This is a genomic window from Curtobacterium sp. NPDC089991, from assembly GCF_044748425.1.
Taxonomy (GTDB): domain Bacteria; phylum Actinomycetota; class Actinomycetes; order Actinomycetales; family Microbacteriaceae; genus Curtobacterium.
Genome location: NZ_JBIVGB010000002.1, coordinates 749,319 through 766,625, shown reverse-complemented (window position 1 = coordinate 766,625; position 17,307 = coordinate 749,319). Strand labels below are relative to the sequence as shown.

The window sequence follows — 17,307 nt, the reverse complement described above, 5'->3', positions numbered from 1 at the left end:
CGACCGCCCGAAAGTCCCCTACAACACCCGCTCCAGCAACCGCAGCGTCCCCGCGATGTCCACGTTCCGGTCCAGCAGCCACTGCACCTGCAGCCCGTCGAACGCCGCGATGATGAGCGACGCCACCTGCTCGAGGTCGGCGTCCGAGTGCCGCCCCGACGCCGCGAGCTCGTCGTGCAGCTGGGCGACCAGGTTCCCCCGCGCCTCGTCGAACCGTGCGGCGAAGAACTCCCGCGCCGTCTCGTTGCCGGACTCCACCGACGCCCCGAGGAGGGTCGTGTAGAGCGTCACGAGTGCCGGCTCGCTGACGTTCCGGTCGGCGACGAAGGTCAGTCGGGTGAAGACCCCGGCCGTGTCGCCGAGCGCCCGGTCCGAGGCGGCATCGCGTTCCCGCAGGACCTCGACCAGCAGCGCTTCGCGTGACGAGAAGTAGTGCTTCAGTGCCGCGTGCGAGACCCCGATCGCATCGCCGATGGCGCGCAGCGAGGTGCCGTCGATCCCGCGCGAGGCGACGACGTCGAGCGTCTGGTCGAGGATCTCCCGCCGACGCTGCACGCCCTTGGCGTAGGGGCCCCTGGTGCCGATTCCATCGTTGGAGGTCACGCGTGCCAATGTACCGGCGCAACAATCGGGACAAAAACTTCCGGTCGGAGGTTTCCGGTGCTACAGTCCCGATCACCTAGCAGCACTAGGTATTCGAGGGCCCCGAAGCCCCCTATGACTCGAGGAGGAGTCATGTCGACACCGACGTCGAAGGAAGAACCCACCCGCGGCATCGCCGGGACCGCATCGCCAGCGGTCACCGCAGCCGCCGGTGCCACCGCCTCGGACGCCGCGGCGCCCCGAGCGTTCTCGGTCGAGGGGATCACGCAGTCCGTCAGCACGATGCGTGTGGGCCGCGGCTACCTCTGGGGCCTCAGCTTCGCCCAGTTCGGCCTGTTCGTCGCCCTGCTCACGCCGGTCTTCGTGAGCATGTCGATCAAGGCGACCGAGCTCAACCCCACGAGCCCCGAGACCGTGGTCGGCTCCGTCCTGCCGTTCGGTGCCCTCGGCGCGCTGTTCGCCAACCCGCTGTTCGGCGCGATCTCCGACCGCACGCGCAGCCGGTGGGGACGCCGACGCCCGTGGATGCTCGGCGGCGTCATCGTCTTCGTCGGTTCGCTCGCCTGGCTCGCGTTCTCGCCGAACGTCCTGCAGCTCACGCTGGCCTGGGTCCTCGCGCAGGTCACGGCGAACGCCGTCCTCGCCACGCTGACCGCGAGCTTCGCCGACAACGTGCCGGAGTTCCAGCGCGGCAAGGCCTCGAGCGTCATCGCCCTGGCGCAGAACATCGCGATCCTCGCCGGCCTGTACCTCGCCGTGTACCTGGTCGGGAACCTGCCGGTCCTCTTCATCGCCCCGGGTGTCCTGGCGATCATCGCGATCCTCGTCTACTGCTTCGTGGCCCGCGACGAACTGCCGACGACGCCGGTCAAGCCGTTCAGCTGGATCAACCTGATCAGCTCGTTCTGGACCAACCCGATCAAGCACCCGGACTTCGGCCTGGCATGGTGGGGTCGCTTCCTCATCACCTTCGGCACGTTCATGTTCACGACGTACCGCCTGCTCTACATGCAGGACCGCATCGGTTTGCCGCAGGCCGAGGCCGTCGGGGTCGTCGCGTTCGGTGTCCTGCTGTACACGGTCGCCCTGCTCGTCAGCGCCGCCGTCTCCGGCTGGGTGTCGGACCGCGTCCAGCGCCGCAAGGTCTTCGTCTGGGGCTCCACCGCACTGACCGCGGTCGGCCTCGTGATCCTGGCCCACGTCGACACCGTCGGCGGCTTCTACTTCGCCGAGATCGTCCTCGGCTTCGCCTTCGGCATCTACGCTGCCATCGACACCGCCCTGATCGTCGACGTGCTGCCCGACCCGGAACGCCCCGGCAAGGACCTCGGCGTCATCAACATCGCGAACGCGCTGCCGCAGTCGCTCGCTCCGGCCGTCGGCCTGTTCCTGCTCGGCATCGGCGGTGGTCAGAACTACACGCTCATGCTCTGGGGTGCCGGCGTCGCCGTCATCCTCGGCGCCCTCGTGATCCTGCCGATCAAGTCGGTCCGGTAGGCAACGCACCAAACCAGCGGCCGGGAGGCGCGACTCGCGTCCGCAACGCGAGTCGCGCCTCCAGGCAGTCACCTGTACCACCCCCGGAAAGGACCCGACATGGCTCCCGCCATCTCCCTGCAGCTCTACACGGTGAACGCCGCGCTGGAGCCCGACCTCGACGGCGGCGTCCGCCGCCTGGCCGAGATCGGCTTCGACACCGTCGAAGCGTTCGCGTTCGTGGACCGAGCAGCGCAGCTCAAGTCCGCGTTCGACGCCCACGGCATCACCGCGAAGACCGGCCACGCGTTCCTGGTCGAGGAGACCATCCCGCTGCCGGACGGCACCGTGATGACCGCTCCGTCGCACGCCGACACCTTCGCCGCGGCGAAGGAACTCGGCCTCGAGATCGTCATCGACCCGTTCGTCGGACCCGACGCGTGGACGACCCGCGAGGGCGTCGAGCGCGTCGCCGCACGACTGAACGCCGCCGCCGTCGAGGCCGCCGAGCACGGTCTGCGCGTCGGCTACCACAACCACGACCACGAGCTCCGGCCGCAGATCGACGGGCAGCCCGCGCTGCAGGTGCTCGCGTCGCTGCTCGACCCGGCCGTGGTGCTCGAGCTCGACCTGTACTGGGCATCGGCCGCGGGCATCGACGTCGTCGCGTTCATCGAGGAGCTCGGTGACCGCATCGTCGCCGTGCACGTCAAGGACGGTCCGATGCGCGACGACATCTCCACCGCGACGATCCCCACCGACCAGACCCCGGCCGGCCAGGGCGACGTCCGGCTCGCCGAGGCGCTGCGTGCGGCGACGGCCCTCGAGTACGCCGTCATCGAGTTCGACGGGTTCGACGGGGACGTCTTCGACGGTGTGCAGCAGTCGTACGAGTGGCTCGCGGCGCAGCTCGCGCCGGCCGGTTCGTCGTCCGCGTCGGAGGTGTCCGCATGACCCGCACCGGACGCGTCGGCATCGGCTTCATCGGCGCCGGCATGATCAGCGAGCAGTACCTGGCGAACCTCACGACGTTCCCCGACGTCGAGGTCGTCCGGATCGGCGACATCGACACGGAGCGCGCCGCGGCGTCGGCTTCGAAGTGGGGTGTCGCGGCCTCGGGCGACGGCGCATCCGTGCTCGCCGACCCCGACGTCGAGATCGTCATCAACCTGACGCTCCCCGCCACGCACGTCGCCGTCTCGATGGACGCACTGCGTGCCGGCAAGCACGTGTGGAGCGAGAAGCCGATCGGCGTGGATCGTGCCTCAGCCGCATCGCTCGTCGAACTCGCCGACTCCCTCGGTCTGAAGCTCGGCATCGCGCCGGACACCGTGCTCGGCCCGGGGTGGCAGACCGCCAAGCGCGCGATCGAGGCGGGCGCGATCGGCACCCCGCTCACCGCGGTCACGAGCATGCAGTGGCAGGGGCCGGACGTGTTCCACCCGAACGCGTCGTTCCTCTACGCCAAGGGCGCGGGCCCGCTGTTCGACATCGGCCCGTACTACTTCACGGCGCTCGTGCACCTGCTCGGACCGATCGACTCGGTCGTCGCGACTGGGTCTCAGTCGCGGTCGACGCGGCAGTTGGTCGTCGGACCGAACGCGGGCGACTCGTTCCCCGTCGAGGTGCCGACCCACGTCTCCGTCCTGACCTCGTTCGAGCAGGGTGGCAACGCACAGTCGCTGCTGTCGTTCGACACCCCGCTGTTCCGGCACGGCGTGTTCGAGGTCAACGGGACCGAGGGCACGATCGTCCTGCCCGACCCGAACACGTTCGGTGGCGGGCACCCGATCCGGATCGCGCGACCGCTGACCGCGGACGCGACGTTCCCCTTCTCGCAGGACTTCGAGGTCCTGCTCGACGAGGAGCCCACCGTCGGCCGTGGGCTCGGCGTGCTCGACATGGCGCGGGCCATCCGTGGCGGAGGCTCGCACATCGCGACCGGTGAGGTCGGGTACCACGTGCTCGACACCATGGTCGCGGTCGAGGAGTCCGTCGCCGCCCGCTCGTTCATCGAGGTCGAGTCGACCGTCGCACCGATCGCGTCGCTGCCCGAGGACTTCGACCCGCTCGCGGCGACGCTGGAGGGCGCGCAGGTCTGAGGCCTGGATCGACTGCCGGGATCGACCCGGAACGACATCCCCGTTGTCGCACGACGACGGGGATGTCGTTCTGCGTCGGTGTCGGTCTCAGCGCACCGCGTGTTGGCGGAGGGCGACGACGACCTCGTCGAGGAAGTCGTCGACCTGGTCCTGGTCGTAGCCCTCGCGGAACTTCGTGGGCTGGAACCGGGCGGCGGTCACCTGCTCCGGTGTGAGCGGATCCACCGACCGCCCCTGCTCGTACCCGGCGAGGGTGGTCTGGATCCGGTCGAGGAACGCATCGACCTCGCCCTGGTCGTAGCCCTCCCGCCACTTCGTCGGTCGGAACCGCTTGTCGGACACGTCCTTCGCGAGCATCTGCTCCCCCTTCTGCATGCCCGTCATGCTCTCACGGGCCTGCGAACGGGTAGGGGCAGCGGCGGTACTGGCAGCTCAGCGCTGTGGGAGCCGGCGGCCGAACACGGCGTCGAGGAACCGCGCGAAGCGGGACTCTGACGGCGGCGCGGTCGGGACCGCGCGCGTCGGCGACCGGAACGCCAGGTCGTGCAGCATGTTCCGCTTCGAGCCGTCCCAGTTCGCGAACAGGTAGGTGCCGCCGATGAACGACATGCTCCGGACCGGTGTGCGCTTCCAGGAGTCGGCAGCCACGTAGTAGCCGGTGTGGCCGGAGCGGATGTGCTGGATCACGGTGTCGACGTCGATGACGCTGGTGGTCGTCACGACGGCGGTGATGCCCGTGCGGTCACGGGCGACGTACTCGATGAGGTGTTCGGTCACAGTAGGACTCTTCGTCACAGAGGCGGGACGCCACGACGGTGAACGTGGCGAAGGGTGTTCGGAACCGCCGTTGCTTCCGACAGCAGAATACGTCCGGTTCGTCGTGGCGTCACCGGAATGTCCGACGGTCGCACACGCTCGAACGTTCAGACGGGCCGACGGACCATCCACGAAGCGATCAGGTCGACGGCAGCCGCGAAGTCGATGCTGTCCGGTCGGTTGAGGAAGGCGTGCCGGCTGTCGGGCAGGACGTGCCGTTCGAGATCGACCCCCGCGGCACCGAGTTGCCGTGCGAACCGGTCGCCGGATGCGCGCATCGTGTCCCGCTCGGCGTCGAGCATCAGGGCGCGCGGGAACGTGCTGAGGTCCTCCGGTGCCGGGAACGCTCCGGCGCCGAGCGGCCCGGCGTAGGTGCGGTTCGCGGCGTCGAGCAACAGTGGAGCGTGCGTGATCCGCCGGTGCCCGCGCACGAGACGCTGCACCGCTGGGTCGCGGGGGATCCGCGCGTGGAAGAACCCGTACACGAGCACGGTGCCGGCCAGCGCGGGTCCGTGAGGGATCGCGGTGGCGGCGAGGCACGCTCCAGCGCTCGCGCCACCGAGCACCAGCCCGGCCGGACCCTCCTCTGCGAGGGAGCGGAGCACCGCCACGACCTCGTCGCGCGCATGCGGTGCACGTCGGCGTGCTCGTGGACCCGTCCGCCCGATCCAGGGCATGCCGGGCAGCGGACCGAGGCGGTAGTCGACGGTGACCACCGGGATGCCGCGGGCGCTGAGTGCCCCTGCCACGGCGTCCGACTCGGGCAGGTCCAGGTCGCCCCGGAAGAACCCGCCGCCGTGCAGCCAGACCAGGGCCGGAGCGGCTGCCGGATCCTGCGGTCGGTAGCGCCGGATCGGGACCGGTCCGTGCGGGCCGGGGAGCACGTCGTCCATGACGTCGACCGTCCCCACCGACGCCCCGATGCCCTCTCCCCGCATGCCAGCAGACTACGGGTCGGTAACGATGCGAGCGCCGACACCGCGGTCGGTGCACCGTGGAGTGGTGCGCACCTCGAAGACTGCCCTGATCTTGACCGGCGCCGCCGTGGTCGCCCTGCTGACCGGCTGCTCCGGTGGCGGGGACGGTGGCGACGCGGCCCCGACCGTCACCGAGACCGTGACCGCGGCGCCGACGGACACGGCAGCCACCCCGACGCCGACGAGCACGCCGACACCGACGCCGACCCCCACCCCGACCTGTGGTCCCGCGACCGGCTCCGAAGCAGCAGCAGCGGGGATCGCTGCGCTGCCGTCACCCGCCGGCCTCGAGGACACCAAGTGGGACGCTGCGAACGCCGACTACACCGGCTACGACGCCTGCGCCTCACTGTCCTGGTCCGTCGTCGCGCCCGAGTTCGGCACCGCCGGGTCGCCGTACGCGATCCTGCTCTTCCACCAGGGCCGGTACCTCGGCACCGCGACCTCCGAGCAGTACGCGTTCGAGCCGACGGTCGAGCGGTTGGCCGACGCCTCGATCAAGGTCACCTACACGTACGCGAAGGAGAACGAGGCGAACGCTGACGCCTCCGGTCGCACCACCGCGACGTACATCTGGAACGACGGCACCGAGCGCGTCGACATGACCGGCGAGGTCCCGCCCGCTCAGGGCTGATCGGCGGCAGCACCCCGACCGCCGAGCTCGCGCTGCAGTGCGCGGAGGACCCGAACGATCGTCGCGAGCTCGTCCGGGCCGCCCTCGAACCCGCGTCCGAGCGCTGGTCGTGGCTCCACCACGACGTCCTCGCCGACCGTCGTGCTGATCCAGACGCCGAAGTCGACCCGTTGTCCGCGTGCGTCCTTCGTGGCGACGGAGAACTTCCGGATGCGGGTCCAAGGCAGGTCGAACACCGGCTCCGCCCGCGACGGCGCCCACGCGTGCAGACCGGACGCGTCGACGGTCCAGATCTCAGGTCGGGGGCCCGGCAGGTCGTCGGTTGCCCGCAACCCCGACGCGGAGACCGGCAGGTGGAACCGGGGCGCGCGGCGTTCCCGGATCCGTGCCATGGTGCGGCGATCGGTCCGACCGGCGCTCCAGGTCACCACCGCCAGCAGCAGGCCGAACCCGGCGACGAGCAGCGGCCACAGGACGAAGTTGGCCTGTGTGCGGGCGCTGTCGAGACCGCGCAGGAAGTCCGGCGACGCGAACTCGGCGACGAGCACGCCGAGCCCCGCGGCCGTCGTCACCGCGGCCACGAGCAGGACCGGCCACCGCTTCGGCATCTCGCCGTCACGCAGCCGCTGCACCCACTGCTCGTCGGGTGTCGTCATCGATCGGCCGGGGCTCGACCGGAGCGCCCGGTGTCGTGGTGCGGATCGAGCTCCCGCCGCAGCGACCGGAGCACCTGCATCAGGATGTGGATCCTCGTCACGCTCGCGCCGAACGGCCGCCCGATGACTGCGCGCGGCAGCAGCACGAACCGGCCCACCGCCTCGGTGACGATCCAGATCCCGGTGTCGGTGCGTTGTCCGCGGACGTCCGTCGAGGCCAGCTCGATCGTCCTGACGTCGTCCCACACCAGGTCGAACACGGGATCGTCGCGCTCGGGTGACCACGCGTGGAGACCCGCCGCGTCGACCGTCCACAGCTCCGGCCTCGGGTCCGGGAAGTCGTCGGCGGCGTACGGGCCCGAGCGGAGGACGGGCAGGTGGAAGCGCGTTGTGGTCCCGTTCCGGCGGATCCGGTCCAGCACCACGCGGTCGCGCCGCCCGCGCAGCCAGGACAGCACCGCGGCCACGGGCCCGAACCCGAGCAGCAGCACCGAGAACAACGGCACGGCGAAGGGGCGTCGGGCGTCCGAGTGCAGGATGCCGTCGAGGTGGGTCGCCGAGAAGTACACCCCGATCCCGCCGGCCACCGTGACGATCGTGAGGCCGACCAGGAACGGCCACCGCTTCGGCATCTCGCCGTCGCGCAGCCGCTGCACCCACCGCTCGCCCGAGTACTCCACCGCACCATCCTGCCCGGCTGGACCGCACGACGGCCGCGAGCACGAGATGCTGTTCCCATGCAGTTCGCCCGCACCACCGCACCCGGTGTCGCCGTCGCCGTCGCGATCGGCCTCGTCGCGACCCTGATCGGATCGGTCGTCCCGGTCGTGGGCGGACCCGTCCCCGCCGTCCTGATCGGCGCGGTGCTCGGTTGGCTCGTCCGTCGGCGCACCGGCGGCACCCTCGCCGTGCTCGCTCCCGGCGTGAAGTTCTCGTCGAGCCGTGTGCTGCAGTTTGCGGTGGTGCTGCTCGGCGCGCAGCTGTCGATCGGCGAGGTCCTGCGCATCGGCGGCGAGACCCTGCCGGTCATGCTGACGACCCTCGTGGTGTGCCTCGGTGCCGCCTGGGGGATCGGCCGTCTGTTGCGGGTGTCGAGCGCCCTCCGCACCCTGATCGGCGTGGGGACCGGCATCTGCGGTGCGTCCGCGATCGCGGCCGTCACGCCCGTCATCGGTGCGGTCAGCGCGGACGTCGCCTACGCGATGTCGACGATCTTCCTCTGCAACATCGCCGCGGTGTTCGCCTTCCCCCTGCTCGGCCACGCCCTCGGCCTCAGCCAGCACGCCTTCGGCGTGTTCGCGGGCACTGCGGTGAACGACACGTCGTCCGTCGTCGCCACCGCGACGGTCTACGGTCGCCAGGCGACCGACACGGCGGTCGTCGTGAAGCTGGTGCGGACCCTGATGATCATCCCGATCGTCATCGGGCTGGCCGGACTGGAGGCCCGACGCGCCTCCCGCGAGCAGCTCGCGCCCGACACGGGGTCGCGCAGCGGGTTCCGTGTGTTCCGGTTGGTCCCGTGGTTCCTGATCGGGTTCCTGGTGGTGGTGCTGCTCCGGACCGTCGGGGTGCTGCCGGCTGACGCTGCTCCGGGATTCTCGACCGCGGCGTCGTTCCTCATCACGGTGGCGCTCGCGGCGATCGGCTGCTCGACGGACTTCGCGGCGCTGCGACGTGCCGGGTTCCGTCCGATGCTGCTCGGCATCGCGCTCTGGGTGCTCGTGGCGGGCACGAGCCTCGGCGCGCAGGCTGTGTTCGGCCTGCTGTAGGTCGGAGCCGGGCGGGGTCTTGCACCGATCCGACCCATCGTTTATCGTTGTATCGAAATTCGATGGTATCGATGATCGACAGGGGAAGACGCCATGACCGCACCCGTGTACGAACCGCCCCGCGGGCGGAACTCCTACCTCGCCTACGTCGCCTGCTGCGTGATCGGCATCGCGCTCGTCGTCTGGCGGTACGTCGACCTGCTCGTCCGCTCGCTCAGCTCCGGGACGGTGTCGGTGCCCGTCCGGATGACCGCGACGAGCGAGGTCCCGCAGCCGCCCGGTGGTGCGACCGTCACCGCCGAACACCTCGTGCTCCGGGCCCCGATCGCGGACGTGCCGGCCGGGGCGATCGGGTACATCCGGGTCGGTGACGCGCTCGAGGTCCTGTTCGTCAGTGCGCTCATCGCCCTCGTCGCCGCGGTGGCGTGGAAGATCTCGCGCGGCGGGCTGTTCGACCGGTCGACGACCCGCATCCTCGACTGGCTCGCGGCTGCGGTGCTGGTGGCCGGGTTCGTGCCCCAGTTCGTCCGCCGGATGGGGTGGAACTGGGTGGTGTCGGGGCTCGGCTGGGACGGTCGTCTCCCGACGCCCGACGTCGACCACCAGTTCGTGCCGGTGTACCTCGGCCTGCTCGTCGTCATCTGCTTCCGGTTCGCCCTGACCGCCTCGCAGCGGATGGTGCGCGACCAGTCCGGGCTGGTCTGATGCCCCCGGAACAGGAGGACGGCCACGCGGTCGTCTGCCACCTCGACGAGCTGCTCGCCGCTCGTGGCATGACGCTGACCGAGCTCGCCGACCGGGTCGGGGTGACCGTGGTGAACCTGTCGGTGCTGAAGAACAACCGGGCACGCGCGATCCGGTTCTCCACCCTCACCCGGCTCTGCCAGGAGCTCGGGTGCCAGCCGGGCGACGTCTTCTCGGTACGGATCGACTGAGCGCGGACGCACCGTTCAGATGATCCGCGAGTCGATCACCGCCCGGTCGCCGCGGTACCGCGAGAACCCGTACTCGACGGGCGTCCCGTCCGCCAGGCACATCAGCCGTTCGATGTGGAAGATCGCCTGCCCGGGATCGATGTCCAGCAGGTCGGCCGTCCACTGGTCGGCGTTCACGGTGCTCAGCAGCAGCCGCCGAGCCTCCGGACGCGCACCGGCCTTCCGGACCAGCACGTCCGGCACGTACTCGGTGAGCGGTTCGGCGACCAGGTCGGGGAAGCGCTCGTGCGGGACCCAGCTCGTCCGGACCCGGCTCGGTTCGCCGTCGAACGAGATGAGGCTCTCGACGAAGAACGCGCTGCTGCCGGTCATCTGCAGGTTGCGTCGGACGGTCTCCGGCGCGGTCACCTGCTGCACGCACAGGTGCACGATGCTGAGCCGGGGTGACTCGAACACGCTGCCGCCGGCCGTCTCGCCGTAGATCGTGACCTCGTCGGACGTGCGGGCCAGGCTCACCGAGGCGACGGGCCGGACACCGAACGTGCCGGATCGCGGTGCACGGGTGAGCAGTCGCTGTTCCTTGAGCAAGGTCAGCGCAGCCCGCAGGACGTTCCGCGTCGTGCCGTACAGGTCGAGCAACTCCCACTCGTACGGCAGCGGGCCGGTGAACCGGCCGGCGACGATGTCGGCCCGGATCAGATCGGAGACCTGGCGCGCTGCGTCGGAGCGTCGGTTGAACCCGATCCAGTGCCCCGGCGCCGACGGGGTCGTCCCGACGCCCATGTCGGTCCAGGCCGCGGTCGGGGCGAACTCCTCCGGCACGATCCCGGTCACGAGGCCACCCCCACCGTCGAGACGTCGCCGGTCCAGCCGGCCCACCGCAGGAACTCCCGGGCCAGGCGCACCGGGTAGTCGGGCGCCTGGATGTCGAGTGAGACGAACACGCGTCGGTAGAACGTCGGTCCGCCGAGCAGGTCGACGGCGATGCCGAGGTCGACGTCCGGACGCAGGTCGCCGGCGTCCATCGCCCGCTGCAGCATCGCGTTCACCCGCAGCCGCCGGTCCAGGTGCCACTCGGTGACGGCCTCGGCGACGCGCGGCTCGTGCGACGCGGTCTCCACGATGAGCGGGAGTGCGCGGCCGACCGGCGTCGCGACCAGGGCGTGCACCCACCCCCGGGTGAGCCCGAGGACCCCCTCGGCGATCGGGGCGTCCTGGATCGTGGGGATGTGCTCCTCCATCAACCGGATGACGGTCTCGGTGAGCAGCACCTCCTTGCTCGACCACCGCCGGTAGATCGTCGCCGCCCCCACCCCGGCCGCGTCGGCGACGGCCCGGATCGTGAACGCGCGCGGGTCGCCCTCGGCCAGGATCTCGACGCACGCCGTGTAGACGGCCTCGCCGACGGCGGCACTCCGAGGCCGACCGCGGACCGGCGCCGCGGTGCTCGTCACCGTGCTCGTCGCGGGGCTCATGCCGCGGCCCAGTGCTCGAGGACCCGGTCCATGCTCCAGACCTCGCCGATCTTGGCGGCGATGTCGAACAGGTTCGCCTCGTGCACGCTCGGCAACCGGTCGCCCACCGCCTCGCGCACGACGATCGGGACGAACCCGTGCTGCATGGCGTCCGTGGCGGTCGCGCGGATGCACCCGCTCGTCGACAGCCCCGCGATGAACAGGGTGTCCACACCGCGGGCGACGAGGTCGGCGGCCAGCGAGGTGCCGAAGAACGCACTCGGGTACTGCTTGGGCACCAGGGTGTCCCCGCTCTGGGGTTCGAGCCCGTCGACGAACGCCCCCGTGGACGCCCCCGGCAGGTACGCGGCGAGCGCCGGCACCTTGCGGAAGAACACCCCGGCGTTCGACCCGTCGGCGGACAGCGCCATGGTGGTGATCGCCACGTGCACCCCGGCGGCGCGGGCAGCGATCGTGAGCTCCCGCATCCGCTCGACGGGTTCCTCGACCCCGGCGTAGAGCCCGCAGTCGGGGTCGACGTAGGCGCGGACCGGGTCGACGACGACGAGCGCAGCGCGTCGTCCTGGCTGCAGCGCGCCGGTGAACCCGGCCGCCGCGTAGTCCTGGTGGTCGTCGGTCATGGGGTCCTGCTTCCGTCGTGGGTGGTCGTTGCCAGGGTGGGGACGGTCACGTGGACGCCCCCGGCTCGGGGACCGGACCCGACCTGTCGGGCCGGAGTGGTGCCTCCCGGTCGGGTGGTCCGAACGGACCGAACGCGACGATGAGTGCACCGAGGGCCGCGCAGCCGGCGAAGGTGAGCGCTGCGGCGCGGACGCCGTCGACGAACACCTGGACGTCGCCGGCCGGCAGACCGAGCAGGCTGCCGTCGTAGGCGGCTGCCGCCTGGGAGGCGGACAGGCCGCCCGTCGCGATCGCGAGTCCGAGGGCCGTCGAGAACAGGAAGCCGGCGTTCTGCAGGGCGGAGCGGATGGCGTTGGCGATGCCGCGTCGGTGTTCCGGGACCCGGGTCATCAGTGCGGACGTGCTCGGCGTCATGAACACGCCCGTCCCGACCCCGACCGCGCCGAGGCCGGTGGCGGTGACGACGTAGGCGCTGCCGTCGGCGAGGGAGACCGCGAGCACCGCGGCGCCGAGGGCGATGAGGAGCATGCCGATGGTCGACAGGGTCCTGGCGGCCACGCGACGGGCGAGGAACCCCGCGGTCACGGCGGCGACGGTCGTGCCGATCGGGGTCGGGAGCACCCAGAGGGCGGCCTCGACGGCGTCCTTGCCGTCGACGGCCTGGAACGACAGGGATGCCAGCAGCACCAGTGCGTAGCTGGACAGGGCGCAGAGCCCGGCGGCGGAGAACAGGGTGATGGTGGCGCGGTCGCGGAAGATCGCCGGGTCGACCAGGGGGTGCGCGACCCGGCGCTGTGTCCACACGAACACGCCGCCGAGGACGACTGCGCCCGAGGCCATCGCCACGACGGGCACCGCCGACCAGCCGATCGAGCCACCCATCGAGACGGCACCGACGAGCAGGCCGACGGCCGCGACCGACAGGATCGACCCCGGCACGTCGAGGCGCTCGCCGGAACGGGGGCGGGTGCTGTGCGGGATCAACCGGAGCGACCAGACGAGTCCGGCGAGCGAGATCGGCACACCGGCGAGGAAGATCCAGCGCCACCCGAAGGACTCGGCGACCAACCCGCCCACGACCGGGCCGATGACCTGCCCCACCGCGGCGACGGTGGCGTTCAGGCCGAGGCCGAGCGACAGGATCGACTCCGGGAAGACGTCGGTGAGCAGTGCGGTCGTGTTCGTGACGATGGCCGCCGCACCCACGCCCTGCACGAGCCGGGCGCCGAGCAGGACGGCGGCGTCCGGGGCGAACCCGCACGCGAGCGAGGCGAGCAGGAAGACGAGGATGCCGGCGATGTACAGGCGGCGCCGACCGACGAGGTCGGCGATCCGTCCGAAGACCAGGATCAGGGTGGTCGTGGTGAGCATGTAGCTGAGGAGCACCCAGCTGGACTGCACCGCGCTGGCGTCGAGGTCGCGGCTGACGTCGGGGAGCGCGACGAGCAGGGCGCTCGAGGAGATGAAGACGAGGACGACGCTCAGGCTCGAGGCGCAGAGCACCTGCCAGGCGCGTCGTCGGGCGGCGCCCTCGTCGATGGTGCGGCTACTGATCGGTCGGCCCTCGCACGGCGGACGACGGCGGCACCAGGCGGTGGTGCGTCGTGACCCGCTGGAAGGCGGCGGCCGCGGACAGCACCAGGCGGTCGTCCCACGGCCGCGCGACGAGCTGTACGCCGACGGGTAGACCGTCGGGCGCGGTACCCGCCGGCATCATCAGTGCCGGGAACCCCACGTAGTCGAACAGGCGGGTGTTCCGGGGGATGACGTCGTGCAGGTTGAACCGCTCACCGTCGACGGACATCGTCAGGTCGTCGAGTCGCGGAGCGGTGGCCCCGATGCCGGGGGTGAGCACCACGTCCACGCCCGCCTCGTCCATCCGCGCGACCATCGCGGCCTGCACGAGCGGGCGGCGGCGGAGCGCCCGGAGGTAGTCCGCCGCGGTCGGCAGGAACGACACGTCGAACCGGGCTCGGGTCCCGGCGTCGAACAGGTCGGCCGTGGCGGCGTTGGCCTCCTGGTTCGCGGCGAGTTCGCCGTAGAAGACGGTCCAGCACTCCGCGTCGATCGACTCGAGGTCGTCGAACTCGATCGGCACGAGGGTCGCTCCGAGGGTGCGGAACTGCTCGGTCGCGGCGGCGTGGGCGTCGAGCACCGCGGTGTCGACGCGTTCGGTGAACCAGCCGCGCGGCACCCCGATGCGGAGCCCCTCGACCCGCTCCGGTTCCGCCTCGATGAGCGGGACGGCGGTGAACGTCGTCGGGTCCTCGCCGTCGGACCCGGCGATGACCGCCAGGACGAGCGCGAGGTCCTCGGCGGAGCGGGCCATCGGTCCGACGTGGTCGAGGGTCCACGACAGGCTCGCGACCCCGGTGCGCGGCACGAGGCCGTACGTCGGCTTGATCCCGGTGGTGCCGCAGAGCGCGGACGGCACGCGGATCGACCCGCCGGTGTCCGATCCGAGCGCCAACGGGACGATCCGGGCGGCGAGCGCCGAACCCGACCCGGTCGACGAGCCACCGGTCCACCGCTCGGGGTCCCAGGGGTTCCGCACGGCACCGTAGCGGGCGTTGTGCGGCCCACCGCAGGCGAACTCCGTCGTGGCCGCCGTGAACACGGGGATCGCGCCGGCTGCGCGGAGTCGGGCCACGACGGTCGCGTCGGCCGGGGCCACGCGGTCGCCGGTCTGGAGCGAGCCGCTCGTGACGATCGTCCCCGCGACGTCGATGATGTCCTTCACGGCGAACGGGATGCCCTCGAGCGGCCGGGCCTCGTCGTCCGCCCAGCGGCGGGTGGACTCGGCGGCGGCTGCCTCGGCTCCGTCCACCAGGCGCAGGACCGCGTCCGACCAGACGTCGTCGCTCGTCCAGTGCGGGGCGAGTGCGGCCAGGACGGCCGACGGGGTGGTGGTGCCGGTCCGGTAGGCGTCGAGGAGCTCGACGACCGAGGCGGCGGCGGGGTCGGCGGCGGGGCGGGACGCCGACGGTGCGTCTGCGGGCCGGGCCGGGGTCGTGTCGGCGCCCGTGCCCGGTGTCGCCGCCACGGCCGGGGCCGCCTCGATCGCTGCGCCCAGGAGCCGACCGAACAGCTGCGCACTGTGTGCCGGTTCCGCGCGCAGCGCCGACGGGGCGGCCGGCAACGGGTTCGCGCGGCTGGCGGCCAGCGCCCGGTCGAGCTGCGGGGCGATGGTGCCGCGGACCACGGCGGCGACGTCCGTCACGCGGGGACCGCCGCCGGTGCGTGGGCGTCGGCGAGGTACCGGAACACCCCGGGCTGGCGGTCGCGTCCGAGCGGGAAGTCGTGGCGTGCCGCGGCGACCTCGCCGACGTCGACGGTGGCCCGGATGATCGGCCCCGCCTGGTGGGCCGGTGCCGAGACGACCAGGTCGCCCCGCGGTGAGACGACCGACGACCGACCGAAGTAGCTCACGGTCTTGCCGTCGACGGTCTCCTCGCCACCGCGGTTCGGGGCGACGATCCACGTCTGCGTCTCGAGCGCGCGGACCTGGAGTTCCTGGGTGAACAGCGTCTCGCGGAAGCCCATCGACGACACGAGCACGAGCATCACCTCGGCACCGGCGGCCCGCGATGCGAGCCAGTACTCCGGGAAGCTCCGGTCGTAGCAGATGAGCATCCCGAAGCGGGTGCCGAGCGCGTCGAACACGACCGGTCCGGAGCCGGCGGCGAAGTAGTGCTTCTCGTCGACGTCGGAGATCGCGTTGGTCGGGATCGAGGTCTTGCGGTATGACGCCACCTGCTCGCCGTGCACGTCGGTGCCGTGCACGAGCGTGCCGTCGGCGTCGATGAGCACGGCGCTGTTGTACTGCGCGTCGACCGCGTCCTCGTACAGGCCGAAGGCGACGGCGGTGCCCAGACGCTTCGCCGCGGCGGCGAACCGTGCGGTCGCGGGGCCGGGGACGGGCTGCGCCCAGGCCTTGCGGCTGTCGTTGACCACGCCGCAGAAGTAGGGCGTGGTGCAGAGCTCGGGGAACACGACGAGGTCGGCGCCCTCGGCCGCCTGTTCGAACAGGGCGATGAGCTCGTCGAGCGCGACGTCGCCGTCGGCCGGGGTCTGTCCGGCCTGCACGACCGCGACCTCGATGACCGGTCGGCTCCCTGCGGCGCTCATGCGGTGACCGCGCTCGGAGCAACGGACTCCACGCCCTCGCGGGTGCGCATCAGCGGCTGGATGCGGGTGCCGAAGTCGTCCATGCCCTGCAGGAAGTCGTCGAACACGACCATGATGCCCTTCGTGCCCTCGACGACGGCGGCCTCGTCGAGCATCGCAGCGACCTGCTCGTACGAGCCGACCAGCGTGCCCATGTTCATGTTCACGGCGCCCTCGGGCAGGGAGATCCGCTTGGCGGTGTTGCCCTCCTCACCCTCGGTGTCGGTGAGCGCCTGGCCCGTCATCCACGAGATCGCCTCGACGTCGACGCCGTCGTTGTAGAGCGCCCACTTGGCCTGGGCGGCCTCCTCGGTCTCGTCGGCGATGATCATGAACAGCACGTACGAGCCGACGTCACGACCGGTCTTCGCCCGCGCCTCGATGAGGGCCTTGTTCTGGTCGGCGTAGGCGGTCGGGGCGTTCACGCCGACGCCCATCGAGAAGTTGTAGTCGGAGTACTGGGCGGCGAACGCCATGCCCTGCGACGACTGGCCGGCCGAGACGATCGGGATGTGTCCGGTCGGCTTCGGCAGCATCTTGCAGTCGTTCATCGTGAAGTAGTCGCCCTTGAAGTCGGACTCGCCGTGCTCCCACAGCTCCTTCATGACCTGCATGTACTCGGTCTGGTAGGCATAGCGGCGCTTGAAGTGCACGTCGTCGCCGGGCCACAGACCCATCTGGTCGTACTCGGCCTTCTGCCACCCCGCGACGAGGTTCAGGCCGAAGCGACCGTGCGAGATCGAGTCGACCGTCGCCGCCATGCGCGCCGCGATCGCCGGCGGGATCGTCAGGACCGCGGTGGTGGCGAACAGGCGGATCCGCTCGGTGCGGGCGGCGAGACCGGCCATCAGCGTGAACGACTCGAGGTTCTCGTCCCAGAACCCGCTCGGGCCGCCGTACCCGTGCAGCTTGATCATCGACAGCGCGAAGTCGAAGCCGTACGCCTCGGCCTTCTGCACGATCTCGAGGTTCAGGTCGAAGGACGGCTTGTACTGGGGCGACGTGGTGGAGATGAGCCAGCCGTTGCTGCCGATCGGGATGAAGACTCCGATGTCCATGGGGGACTCGCTTTCTGT

19 protein-coding genes and 2 pseudogenes are annotated in these 17,307 nt (G+C 71.2%); 7 read left to right on the top strand and 14 right to left on the bottom strand.

Features of this window, described 5'->3' with window-relative positions:
• Positions 1-18 precede the first annotated feature (18 nt).
• Positions 19-603 (bottom strand): TetR/AcrR family transcriptional regulator, encoded by a 585-nt coding sequence (locus ACIPV1_RS08855; RefSeq protein ID WP_402726184.1) that lies wholly within the window; start codon positions 601-603, stop codon positions 19-21.
• Positions 604-735: 132 nt separating this feature from the next.
• Here ACIPV1_RS08855 and ACIPV1_RS08850 point away from each other — a divergent pair, with 132 nt between their 5' ends.
• The 3 genes from ACIPV1_RS08850 (at position 736) to ACIPV1_RS08840 (ending at position 4,181) form a co-directional block, all read left to right on the top strand.
• A complete protein-coding gene (locus ACIPV1_RS08850; protein WP_402726183.1) occupies positions 736-2,100 on the top strand; it encodes an MFS transporter in 1,365 nt (454 codons plus the stop codon).
• A 99-nt stretch (positions 2,101-2,199) separates the two neighbouring features.
• On the top strand, positions 2,200-3,033 hold the full coding sequence (locus tag ACIPV1_RS08845) for a sugar phosphate isomerase/epimerase (protein ID WP_132099813.1): 834 nt from the start codon (positions 2,200-2,202) through the stop codon (positions 3,031-3,033).
• Positions 3,030-4,181 (top strand): Gfo/Idh/MocA family protein, encoded by a 1,152-nt coding sequence (locus ACIPV1_RS08840; protein WP_402726182.1) that lies wholly within the window; start codon positions 3,030-3,032, stop codon positions 4,179-4,181. Before ACIPV1_RS08845 ends, ACIPV1_RS08840 begins: the two co-directional genes overlap by 4 nt.
• A gap of 102 nt (positions 4,182-4,283) precedes the next feature.
• Here the strand turns inward: ACIPV1_RS08840 and ACIPV1_RS08835 are convergent.
• From ACIPV1_RS08835 to ACIPV1_RS08820, 4 genes and pseudogenes are all read right to left on the bottom strand, one after another.
• Positions 4,284-4,406 (bottom strand): annotated as a pseudogene (locus ACIPV1_RS08835) (DivIVA domain-containing protein); the annotation flags it as partial.
• Positions 4,407-4,445: 39 nt separating this feature from the next.
• Positions 4,446-4,538: pseudogene (locus ACIPV1_RS08830) on the bottom strand (DivIVA domain-containing protein); the annotation flags it as partial.
• 75 nt (positions 4,539-4,613) lie between these two features.
• Positions 4,614-4,958: a hypothetical protein gene (locus tag ACIPV1_RS08825; RefSeq protein ID WP_123939340.1), complete on the bottom strand. Its 345-nt coding sequence runs from the start codon at positions 4,956-4,958 to the stop codon at positions 4,614-4,616.
• Between the two features lie 146 nt (positions 4,959-5,104).
• On the bottom strand, positions 5,105-5,935 hold the full coding sequence (locus tag ACIPV1_RS08820; protein ID WP_402726181.1) for an alpha/beta hydrolase: 831 nt from the start codon (positions 5,933-5,935) through the stop codon (positions 5,105-5,107).
• Positions 5,936-5,999: 64 nt separating this feature from the next.
• On the opposite strand from ACIPV1_RS08820, the gene ACIPV1_RS08815 reads away from it, so the two are divergent.
• The gene (locus tag ACIPV1_RS08815; RefSeq protein WP_402726180.1) at positions 6,000-6,608 is read left to right on the top strand and encodes an LppP/LprE family lipoprotein; all 609 of its coding nucleotides are present in this window, start codon (positions 6,000-6,002) and stop codon (positions 6,606-6,608) included.
• On the opposite strand, the gene ACIPV1_RS08810 is transcribed toward ACIPV1_RS08815, so the two are convergent.
• Both ACIPV1_RS08810 and ACIPV1_RS08805 read right to left on the bottom strand, forming a co-directional pair.
• Positions 6,599-7,264: a hypothetical protein gene (locus tag ACIPV1_RS08810; RefSeq protein WP_402726179.1), complete on the bottom strand. Its 666-nt coding sequence runs from the start codon at positions 7,262-7,264 to the stop codon at positions 6,599-6,601. The genes ACIPV1_RS08815 and ACIPV1_RS08810 overlap by 10 nt on opposite strands.
• Positions 7,261-7,944, bottom strand: a complete 684-nt coding sequence (locus tag ACIPV1_RS08805; RefSeq protein WP_402726178.1) for a hypothetical protein — start codon at positions 7,942-7,944, stop codon at positions 7,261-7,263. The genes ACIPV1_RS08810 and ACIPV1_RS08805 overlap by 4 nt, the downstream gene beginning before the upstream one ends.
• Positions 7,945-8,001: 57 nt before the next feature.
• On the opposite strand from ACIPV1_RS08805, the gene ACIPV1_RS08800 reads away from it, so the two are divergent.
• The 3 genes from ACIPV1_RS08800 to ACIPV1_RS08790 all read left to right on the top strand — a co-directional run bounded on the left by ACIPV1_RS08800 (position 8,002) and on the right by ACIPV1_RS08790 (position 9,968).
• Positions 8,002-9,033 (top strand): YeiH family protein, encoded by a 1,032-nt coding sequence (locus tag ACIPV1_RS08800; RefSeq protein ID WP_131921412.1) that lies wholly within the window; start codon positions 8,002-8,004, stop codon positions 9,031-9,033.
• A 93-nt stretch (positions 9,034-9,126) separates the two neighbouring features.
• A complete protein-coding gene (locus tag ACIPV1_RS08795) occupies positions 9,127-9,738 on the top strand; it encodes a hypothetical protein (protein WP_123291744.1) in 612 nt (203 codons plus the stop codon).
• Positions 9,738-9,968, top strand: a complete 231-nt coding sequence (locus tag ACIPV1_RS08790; protein ID WP_402726177.1) for a helix-turn-helix domain-containing protein — start codon at positions 9,738-9,740, stop codon at positions 9,966-9,968. Before ACIPV1_RS08795 ends, ACIPV1_RS08790 begins: the two co-directional genes overlap by 1 nt.
• A 15-nt stretch (positions 9,969-9,983) precedes the next feature.
• Here the strand turns inward: ACIPV1_RS08790 and ACIPV1_RS08785 are convergent, their stop codons facing one another.
• Genes ACIPV1_RS08785 through rutA form a run of 7 tightly spaced genes read right to left on the bottom strand, consistent with a single transcriptional unit; the run spans position 9,984 to position 17,289 of the window.
• Positions 9,984-10,802, bottom strand: a complete 819-nt coding sequence (locus tag ACIPV1_RS08785; protein ID WP_131846589.1) for a GntR family transcriptional regulator — start codon at positions 10,800-10,802, stop codon at positions 9,984-9,986.
• Positions 10,799-11,443 (bottom strand): TetR-like C-terminal domain-containing protein, encoded by a 645-nt coding sequence (locus ACIPV1_RS08780; RefSeq protein WP_132099817.1) that lies wholly within the window; start codon positions 11,441-11,443, stop codon positions 10,799-10,801. The genes ACIPV1_RS08785 and ACIPV1_RS08780 overlap by 4 nt, the downstream gene beginning before the upstream one ends.
• Positions 11,440-12,063, bottom strand: a complete 624-nt coding sequence (locus ACIPV1_RS08775; RefSeq protein WP_402726176.1) for an isochorismatase family protein — start codon at positions 12,061-12,063, stop codon at positions 11,440-11,442. The genes ACIPV1_RS08780 and ACIPV1_RS08775 overlap by 4 nt, the downstream gene beginning before the upstream one ends.
• Positions 12,064-12,109: 46 nt before the next feature.
• Entirely contained in the window at positions 12,110-13,567 is a 1,458-nt protein-coding gene (locus ACIPV1_RS08770; RefSeq protein WP_165932389.1) for an MFS transporter, read from the bottom strand.
• A gap of 43 nt (positions 13,568-13,610) precedes the next feature.
• Positions 13,611-15,284 carry an amidase gene (locus ACIPV1_RS08765; RefSeq protein WP_402726175.1) on the bottom strand — a complete coding sequence of 558 codons (1,674 nt, stop codon included), beginning with the start codon at positions 15,282-15,284 and terminating at the stop codon, positions 13,611-13,613.
• Positions 15,281-16,192, bottom strand: coding sequence for a carbon-nitrogen hydrolase family protein (locus ACIPV1_RS08760; protein WP_402726174.1), 912 nt, complete (start codon positions 16,190-16,192; stop codon positions 15,281-15,283). Before ACIPV1_RS08760 ends, ACIPV1_RS08765 begins: the two co-directional genes overlap by 4 nt.
• Complete coding sequence (gene rutA, locus ACIPV1_RS08755) at positions 16,189-17,289, bottom strand: pyrimidine utilization protein A (protein ID WP_402726173.1); 1,101 nt, start codon at positions 17,287-17,289, stop codon at positions 16,189-16,191. The genes ACIPV1_RS08760 and rutA overlap by 4 nt, the downstream gene beginning before the upstream one ends.
• Between the last annotated feature and the right edge of the window lie 18 nt (positions 17,290-17,307).